This window comes from Mesorhizobium sp. M3A.F.Ca.ET.175.01.1.1, from assembly GCF_004791945.1.
Taxonomy (GTDB): Bacteria; Pseudomonadota; Alphaproteobacteria; order Rhizobiales; family Rhizobiaceae; genus Mesorhizobium.
Genome location: NZ_SRTP01000071.1, coordinates 1 through 463, shown reverse-complemented (window position 1 = coordinate 463; position 463 = coordinate 1). Strand labels below are relative to the sequence as shown.

Annotated in this window: 1 protein-coding gene; it reads left to right on the top strand. The window is 67.2% G+C overall.

Annotated elements, in window-relative coordinates; translation table 11 throughout:
- A partial coding sequence (locus EN818_RS30785; RefSeq protein WP_348631429.1) for a DUF6537 domain-containing protein occupies window positions 1–463 on the top strand: 463 nt, incomplete at both ends.

Sequence of the window (463 nt, the reverse complement as noted above, 5' to 3'; positions counted from 1 at the left end):
AAGGAAGTCGGTGTCAAGGAAGGCTCGGTCCTGCAGGTCACCGAATATTTCCACCCGCGCATCGAGGAGTTCTGCGGCACGCTGCCAGTGGGGCTCGGCAACTACATCGAGAGCCGGCCGAAGCTCGCCGCCTTCCTCGACCGCCGCATCAATCGCGGCCGCCACATCCGCACCGACAGTTTTACCGGCTTCGCCATGCTCTGGTTCATCGGCGGCCTGCGCCGCTGGCGTCGCCGCCTGCTGCGCCACAGGGTAGAGGTCGAGCATCTGGAGCGCTGGTACGAACTGGCGCTCGCCCACGCCCGCGAAAACTATGCGCTTGGGCTGGAGATCCTGAACTGCCGCCGGCTGAGCAAGGGTTACAGCGACACCCACGCCCGCGCCCAGTCGAAATTCGACCGCGTGCTGTCGGCGCCTGCCATGCGCAACGGCCGCGACGACGCCGCCGACTGGAACCGCCGCC